The organism is Bacteroides sp. LFL-34 (genome assembly GCF_027257075.1).
GTDB lineage: Bacteria > Bacteroidota > Bacteroidia > Bacteroidales > Bacteroidaceae > Bacteroides > Bacteroides ovatus.
In genome coordinates this window covers 280,419-288,478 of the sequence record NZ_JAPQKZ010000003.1, presented here as the reverse complement: position 1 = coordinate 288,478, position 8,060 = coordinate 280,419, and the positions used below count along the sequence as shown (strand labels likewise).

Annotated in this window: 5 protein-coding genes and 1 pseudogene; 4 read left to right on the top strand and 2 right to left on the bottom strand. The window is 46.2% G+C overall.

Going from position 1 to position 8,060, the window contains the following annotated elements:
- A pseudogene (locus N5O98_RS03225) lies at positions 1-148 on the top strand (IS110 family transposase); the annotation flags it as partial.
- Here N5O98_RS03225 and N5O98_RS03220 read toward each other — a convergent pair.
- Both N5O98_RS03220 and N5O98_RS03215 read right to left on the bottom strand, forming a co-directional pair.
- Complete coding sequence (locus tag N5O98_RS03220) at positions 99-1,073, bottom strand: RagB/SusD family nutrient uptake outer membrane protein (RefSeq protein WP_229127987.1); 975 nt, start codon at positions 1,071-1,073, stop codon at positions 99-101. The pseudogene N5O98_RS03225 and the gene N5O98_RS03220 overlap by 50 nt on opposite strands.
- 4 nt (positions 1,074-1,077) lie before the next feature.
- Positions 1,078-4,440, bottom strand: coding sequence for a SusC/RagA family TonB-linked outer membrane protein (locus N5O98_RS03215; protein ID WP_022199996.1), 3,363 nt, complete (start codon positions 4,438-4,440; stop codon positions 1,078-1,080).
- A gap of 429 nt (positions 4,441-4,869) precedes the next feature.
- On the opposite strand from N5O98_RS03215, the gene kduI reads away from it, so the two are divergent.
- From kduI to N5O98_RS03200, 3 genes are all read left to right on the top strand, one after another.
- Complete coding sequence (gene kduI, locus N5O98_RS03210) at positions 4,870-5,712, top strand: 5-dehydro-4-deoxy-D-glucuronate isomerase (protein WP_004296872.1); 843 nt, start codon at positions 4,870-4,872, stop codon at positions 5,710-5,712.
- Positions 5,713-5,752: 40 nt separating this feature from the next.
- Positions 5,753-6,556, top strand: a complete 804-nt coding sequence (locus N5O98_RS03205; RefSeq protein ID WP_004296873.1) for a gluconate 5-dehydrogenase — start codon at positions 5,753-5,755, stop codon at positions 6,554-6,556.
- 258 nt (positions 6,557-6,814) lie between these two features.
- Positions 6,815-8,056: a DUF4861 domain-containing protein gene (locus N5O98_RS03200; protein ID WP_022199995.1), complete on the top strand. Its 1,242-nt coding sequence runs from the start codon at positions 6,815-6,817 to the stop codon at positions 8,054-8,056.
- Positions 8,057-8,060: the final 4 nt, after the last annotated feature.

Here is an 8,060-nt window from a genome sequence, read left to right as displayed (position 1 = left end):
GAAGAAATATTATGACAGAAAGGTCGAAGAGGGAAAAAATAAGATGTCGGTTCTGAATGCAGTTAGAGCGAAATTAGTTACGATTATGTTCGCTGTAATTAGGACGGATGCTTTTTTTTCGAGAAATTATCAAAATTCGCTTGCGTAATCCATAAGAATAGGGATGAGTTTCCCAGCGATTCTTCTTCACTGTCATAGATACTCCATATCCATTCGCGGTTGACGGTACTGAATCCGTCGAAATATTCATCGGCATTCATAAGCGGATAACCGGCACGTGCTAGTGCAGCGTAATGGGCGGCAGTACTCCAATCCTCACGGGTGAGTGCGGCACGGGCATAGGTGGCGTAAGCGGCATTCACATTGATTTTGTGATTCTCGTCTTCTTTGCGGGCAATTCCGGATGCCTGATAATAGGTGATGGCCTGGTTAAGGTCGATGTAAATCTGTTCGTAACAGGCCAGCATAGAAGAAAGAGGACAGTCGCCGGTAGAAGATGTATTGAGCCGGAGAACCACCCCGTCAGCACTGCCGTTTTGCGAATCACACCAGCGTGGCGAGTAGAACTGCAGCAGTTGCAGGTAACAATAGGCACGGTAGGTTAGCGCCTGCGCATAGATATATTTGAATTTATGACTACTTTCGGGATCGACATAATTTATAATAGCGTTGGCATTACTGATTACTTTGTAGTAATAATGCCACATATACTCCGTGTAACTACTGGTAGGTATGGCATGAGAAGCCCCGTTGAATATCGTATAGAAATTGTTGCGGGGACAATACATGTCAGCCCCCTGATACTCGGCATACATCAGTTTGACAGATCCTTCACCGTTGAATGACACGCCATCGAGTTTATTAGTGGGGTAAGTGGTTTTCATCAACTTCTCCAATCCGCTGACAGCATAGGCAGCGTACGCTTCATCCTTGAATAAATCGGCAGGAGATACCTGATTGGTAGGGGCGGTATCCAGATAGTCGCTGGCGCAGGAGTAACACAACAGCGTCAGGAGCAGGCAGAATCCTATGGAGTGATTCAGGAATTTCATGTGTATGGCTTTTTTCTTCATAAGGCTATAAGTTAATGTTGACTCCGAACGAGAAAACACGGGCGATACTCGTATAATTGTTGACGATTCCGTCAAAGGTCTGTACCGGGTTCAGTCCTTTGCGTTTGCTGAACAGGGCGACATTCTCTATGGCAGCATGTAAGCGGATGCCGCCGAGTGTCAATCGTTTGCTCCATGTGGCGGGCAGGCGATAGGAGAGGGTGATGTTCTTGATGCTTAGATAGTCACCGCTTACAATATAGCGTGTAGATGCTTTCTGGCTGTTATATCCATTGATCGTTGCATCCAGATTCACTTGCGGAATACCCGATGGATCGAGACGGTTGGGCGATGTGGGCGTCATGCCTTCGGGGATTGCTGTCCATGCATTCAGTAAATCGGGAGTCAATGAATGTACGCCTACCGATGTCAGAGTCTGATAAGGCTGGTCGAAGACTTTGGAACCGCAACTGAAAATCATCAGGGCGGACAGAGTCAGGTCTTTCCAGCGGAGAGAGGTGGTGACCGAGCCGTTTATCTTCGGTAATGAACTGCCCGACCAGTCTTTGCGTGCATATCTCGGGTCGCCTGTATAATATTGTCCGTTGATGTCTACCCAACTGTCTGTCGGAATCGGATTTTTGCCTTCGGTGCTCTCTTCTCCGTTTACGGGTGTTTTTCCATCCTCTCCGGCAATGTAATAAGCGTTGAAGTCCGGCAGATATACACTGCGACCTGTCATCTGGTCTACGCCAGCATACTGGTACAGCCAGAATTCATAAATGCTGTGTCCCTCTTTGAACTTCTGGAAATCTCCGTTCGTAATTCCCTCTTCCCGATCTTTATCCGGCAGTTTTCCGATCTTGTTTTTCACTTTGGAAAGGTTCAAACCTACATTCCATTCCCATTCCCGGTTGCGGATGATATCCCCGTCGGCAGAGAATTCCCATCCTTTATTGGAAACATCTCCAATGTTTCGCCAGACGGTGGAAAGGCCTGTCGATGAGTCAGTGGCACCGGCAGATAGTGGTTGGATAAACTTGAACAGCAAGTCGTCCGAATGCTTGTTATAGTATTCGAAACTTAGGTTCACACGGTTGAAAAGACGAGTTTCCAGACCGATATTCAGCGAAGAATTCGTTTCCCATTTTAGTTCCGGGTTTTCGTTCTGCACTTTGTAGTAAGCGGCTTCTCCACCGTTGACGGCAGAGCCGTAGAGAGACATCCACTGGTACAGGCCGTTGCTGCTTCCGAAGTTATCGTTTCCCACTTGCCCGTAAGAAACCCGTAACTTGAGGCGGTTCAGCCACGACACGTTTTTCAGGAACGCTTCGTTGGAAAGCATCCAGCCGATACCTACGCTCCAAAAGTTACCCCAGCGATGGTCTGTATGGAAGATGGAGGAACCGTCGCGCCGGAAAGAAGCTTCGGCAAAATAAGTTTCGTTGTAGTCATACCGGGCCCGTGTGAAGTGACCCTCTGTACGATAGGTGTCTTTATATCCCTCACTGTAAGTTGTGGTGGTGAAATTTGAAAGTTCGTCTATTCCGGGAAAGCTCTCATTCTTTTTCTGTATGGCGTCGAAATTAAGCTTGTAATCATAGTTCTCGTGCCCCACCATCCATTCTACGAAATGCCTGCCGAACTGGTGTTTCCATGCCAGTAGCTGTTGCAGGGTGTATTCCTTATATTCCTGATCGATCTTGCTGATAAAACCAGTGTCCTTGTAAGCGCCTATTTCCGCATTTCCGTATTGGCTGTCCTCGATATTGCGCAGGCTGATATTGCCTTTCAATGAGAATGTAAAATCGCGTAGGAAAGAAACGTCCACATAGGCATTTCCTTGCAAGGTATTGGCAGCGTTCCACAACTTGTTCTTTTCGCTTTCCCACAGTAGATGGCGTCCATTGCTGGCGGCATCCGATTCCGAACGGCTTTCCGAACCGTCATCATATTGTTTTCCGCCTTCTTCGTTCAGGATATAATCTCCTTTGGAATGAAGCAATGAGCCGTCGCTGGCAAATACATCCTCTGTATAGTGGAGGTGCACCGGATAGATAGGTGCTATTCTCCGTGCAAAGTAAAATGCATTCGACAGGTTATTGGATTGCGCACTTCCGGCGGCTCCTATATCCCAGTTCGTTTTCTGGTGAGTGCCTCCGAGCGACAAGCCCGTTTTTAGCCATGGGCGTGGGGTGAAGTCAGCGTTGAGTGAGCCGCTAAGACGATTGAAATCACTTTTCCTGGTATATCCGTCTTCATTAAGATAGCCTAGCGAGAAACGGATCCGGTTCTTTTCATTGCCGGATTCTCCGCTTAGGTTGTATTCCTGGCGGTGACCGTTACGTGTGTAGGGAGAATACCAGTCGAGATCGTCCTTATATCCGTCCAGTATCCGGGCGTCGGATGCCAGATGACCGTTTGCATCGAAAAGGGCATTATCGGCTTTGTTATAGATGTTGATTCCTACTTTGCTGATAATGTCATTGTTGGTGGCGATGGTCGCTTCTTCGGGACTACTGCCGTTGCTGATAAGCTGGTTGCGATACCCCTGCCACATCGTTTCCATGAATTGATTGGCATTCATACGTTCGTAATCACCCTGTCCACGCGCGCTGAAGCCGTGGCGAATGTCCAGTTGAAGGGAAACTCCCTGTTTCTTCGCCTTTTTGGTGGTAATTAAAATCACACCATTCGAAGCCCGGCTACCGTACAATGCGCATGAAGCAGCATCTTTCAGTACGCTGACGCTTTCTATGTCTGCCGGATTAAGATCGGTGATCCATCCCGTATAGGGTATACCGTCTACCACGTAAAGCGGCTTATTGCTTCCGTTCACCGAACTGTATCCCCGGATCCGGACTTCCGCTTCGATGCCAGGCTGCCCCACTCCGTCAATTATCTGTAGCCCCGGTACTGCTCCGTTGAGCACGGAGATTACAGAACTGACCGGACGCATTTCGATTTGCTTACTGTCCACTACGGAAACAGCCCCGGTAATTGATCTTTTGAGGGCAGTGCCATACGCTACCTGCACTACTACTTCATCCAGTTCGTTCACGTTCGGACGCAACCGGATTTCCATCATATTATGCCGGGCAGGCACTTCGATAGTTTGGTATCCTATGTAAGAAATAACCAGCATTTGCTGTCCGGGGAGGGTTTGTTGGAGGGTAAACTTCCCATCCAGATCTGAAATACAGCCTTGCCGACTGCCTTTCACTGTGACGAAAGCACCTGTCAATGGTTCCCGGCTTTCCTCATCAATGATGATTCCTGTTATATTTTTTGTTTGGGCAAAAGCTAGGTTAATGGATAGAAGCATGTAAATACATATCACTCCTATCTTTATTAAAGTATCTTCTGTCCGTCCTTTAATAATTGTCATAAGTTGTATATCTTGACGTATTTGTTGATTTTGCTTGCTTATTTAAACATTTACAAAACTAATATATTATAATTAGTGTTATAATACATTTCCTCCTATTTATGCAATTTTAACGGTGTAGACTGCTAATTATTAGCTGAATTGGCAAATTAGATGCTTTTTCTTGTTCCATATTTTATATTATTTGCTCTTGCGGCTCGAGAGATAGAGGCTTCTTTCTTTTTTTCATTGCATTAAGTAGAAATCTCTCCCAAAACGTATTATAGTTCGTTAAAAAAGTATACATTGCACGGATTCTGGACATTTTTGGTGGATAATTGGAACAAAATTGCAAGGTAAACCCGTTTTCTTTTGCTATTTTTGCATCGTGTACGTAAACGAAGTGCACGTAGAAAGAGAACTTATTCAATAACTATTAATAAATAAGGTATGAAAACGAACTATGAAATTCGCTATGCTGCGCATCCGGAAGATGCAAAAAGTTATGATACAACAAGAATCCGCAGAGATTTCTTAATCGAAAAGATATTTGTCCCCAATGAAGTAAATATGGTATATTCCATGTACGACCGTATGGTGGTAGGTGGTGCGCTTCCGGTAGGAGAGGTGCTGACGCTCGAAGCGATTGATCCGCTGAAAGCTCCGTTCTTCCTCACCCGTCGCGAAATGGGTATCTACAATGTTGGCGGTCCCGGTATTGTGAAAGCAGGCGACGCAGAGTTCGAACTGGACTATAAAGAAGCTCTTTATCTGGGTTCGGGCGACCGCGTAGTGACTTTCGAAAGCAAAGACGCTGCTCATCCTGCTAAATTCTACTTCAACTCACTGACTGCACACCGCAATTATCCCGACCGTAAGGTGACGAAAGCCGATGCCGTAGTAGCTGAAATGGGTTCTTTGGAAGGTTCCAATCACCGCAACATCAATAAGATGCTGGTGAATCAGGTGTTGCCTACCTGCCAGTTGCAGATGGGTATGACGGAACTCGCTCCGGGAAGTGTGTGGAACACGATGCCGGCACACGTACACAGCCGTCGTATGGAAGCCTACTTCTATTTCGAAATTCCCGAAGATCATGCTATCTGCCACTTCATGGGTGAGGTAGGCGAGACGCGTCACGTATGGATGAAAGGCGATCAGGCCGTTCTTTCACCCGAATGGTCAATTCACTCGGCTGCTGCTACCCACAACTATACCTTTATCTGGGGAATGGGTGGCGAGAACCTCGACTACGGCGATCAGGACTTCTCGTTGATTACAGATTTGAAATAACAACTACAATAGTTTTCCTAATTTAATAACAAAAAGAATTATGAATCAGTTTTTGAATTTTTCTTTGGAAGGTAAAGTAGCTCTCGTTACAGGTGCTTCTTATGGTATCGGATTTGCTATTGCTTCTGCATTTGCAGAACAAGGCGCTAAAGTTTGTTTTAACGACATCAATCAAGAGTTGGTAGACAAAGGTATGGCTGCTTATGCTGCAAAAGGTATCAAAGCTCACGGTTACGTATGCGACGTGACAGACGAACCGGCTGTTCAGGCGATGGTTGCTACGATTGCAAAAGAAGTAGGTACAATTGATATCCTTGTAAATAACGCAGGTATTATCCGTCGTGTTCCTATGCACGAGATGGATGCTGCTGATTTCCGTCGTGTAATTGACATCGACTTGAATGCTCCATTCATCGTTGCTAAGGCTGTTTTGCCGGCTATGATGGAAAAACGTGCAGGTAAGATCATCAACATCTGTTCTATGATGTCTGAATTGGGTCGTGAAACTGTATCTGCTTACGCTGCCGCTAAGGGTGGTTTGAAGATGCTGACTCGCAATATCTGTTCTGAATATGGTGAATACAACATCCAGTGTAATGGTATCGGCCCGGGTTACATCGCTACTCCGCAAACTGCTCCTCTTCGTGAGCCGCAGGCAGACGGAAGCCGTCACCCATTCGATTCATTCATCTGCGCTAAGACTCCTGCCGGTCGTTGGTTGGATCCGGAAGAACTGACAGGTCCTGCCGTGTTCCTTGCTTCTGAAGCTTCTAACGCTGTTAACGGTCACATTCTCTACGTAGATGGTGGTATTCTTGCTTATATCGGAAAACAACCGAAATAATAGCTGATAGAAGAAATTCCGGTAAGGTGATAGAATGGCAAAGAGCATCCTCTTTTCATCTGTCACCTTATTTTTTATTATTCCCTTTGCAGGAGCTATATGGCCGATTTATTGGACATATATGCCCAACGTGTTGAACATATAGCTCCAACACGTTGGATATATATAGCTGACGCGTTGGAGCTATACATCCAACATGCCGGATATAATAGCCTCTGATTTGCAAAGTATATGTTATTCATTCAATGTAGACTAATTATGAGAAAGATATTAATTCTGTTTGCTGTAGCCTTGATTGGTTTTGCTTCTTGTGCCGACAGCAAGCAGTCAATGACAGTCACAGTGACCAATTCTTTGGCTCTTGAACGGGCAGGGGAGATGGTTGAAGTGCCGATGAGCGATGTGGTCGCTAAATTGAAACTGGCGGATACGGCACAGATTGTGGTGCTTGACGTCGACGGTCAGCAAGTGCCTTATCAGGTGACGTATGATGAGAAGGTGGTCTTCCCCGTTACGGTAGGGGCAAACAGTGCGGTTACTTATACCATTCAACCGGGCACACCGGCACCTTTTGATGTCATTGCTTGCGGTAAATACTACCCCGAACGTCTGGACGACGTAGCCTGGGAGAATGATCTTGGCGGATTCCGTGCTTATGGTCCTGCTTTGCAGGCTCGTGGAGAACGTGGTTTTGGCTATGATCTTTTTACGAAGTATAATACTACGGAGCCGATTTTGGAATCTCTGTATGCTGAAGAACTTAATCCTGAAAAGCGTGCCAAGATAGCCGAACTGAAAAAGACAGATCCGAAAGCCGCTTCCGAATTGCAGAATGCCATCTCTTACCATATCGATCATGGATACGGTATGGATTGCTATGCCGTAGGTCCCACGTTGGGCGCCGGCGTTGCCGCTTTGATGGCAGGTGACACTATTATCTATCCTTACTGCTATCGCACACAGGAAATCCTTGATAATGGTCCGCTGCGTTTCACGGTGAAGCTGGAGTTTAATCCGCTGGTGGTCCGTGGAGATTCTAACGTGGTGGAAACACGCGTCATCTCCTTGGATGCAGGTTCTTATCTAAATAAAACAGTTGTTTCATATACCAATTTGAAAGAAGCAATGCCGGTAACTACAGGACTTGTATTGCGTGAACCGGACGGTGCGGTTGTGGCAGATGCTGCAAATGGCTATATCACTTACGTAGATCCTACAACTGACCGTAGCGGTGCAAACGGTAAGATATTTGTGGGTGCTGCATTCCCTGCACAGGTAAAAGAGGCGAAAGTGGTTCTTCTTTCCGAAAAGGAAAAGAAAGATCGTGGTGGAGCCGACGGTCATGTGCTGGCTATCAGCGAATATGAGCCTGGTTCTGAATATACTTATTACTGGGGATCTGCCTGGGATAAGGCGGCTATCAAGACTCCGGATGCCTGGAATAAATATATGACTGAATATGCGCAGAAATTGCGTACTCCGTTGGCGGTGGCATATTAATTAA

Bases quoted from the DNA above. Each gene is read 5' to 3' on its own strand.
- N5O98_RS03220 (WP_229127987.1), bottom strand. From the start codon at position 1,073: ATGAAGAAAAAAGCCATACACATGAAATTCCTGAATCACTCCATAGGA.
- N5O98_RS03205 (WP_004296873.1), top strand. From the start codon at position 5,753: ATGAATCAGTTTTTGAATTTTTCTTTGGAAGGTAAAGTAGCTCTCGTT.
- kduI (WP_004296872.1), top strand. From the start codon at position 4,870: ATGAAAACGAACTATGAAATTCGCTATGCTGCGCATCCGGAAGATGCA.
- N5O98_RS03215 (WP_022199996.1), bottom strand. From the start codon at position 4,440: ATGACAATTATTAAAGGACGGACAGAAGATACTTTAATAAAGATAGGA.
- N5O98_RS03200 (WP_022199995.1), top strand. From the start codon at position 6,815: ATGAGAAAGATATTAATTCTGTTTGCTGTAGCCTTGATTGGTTTTGCT.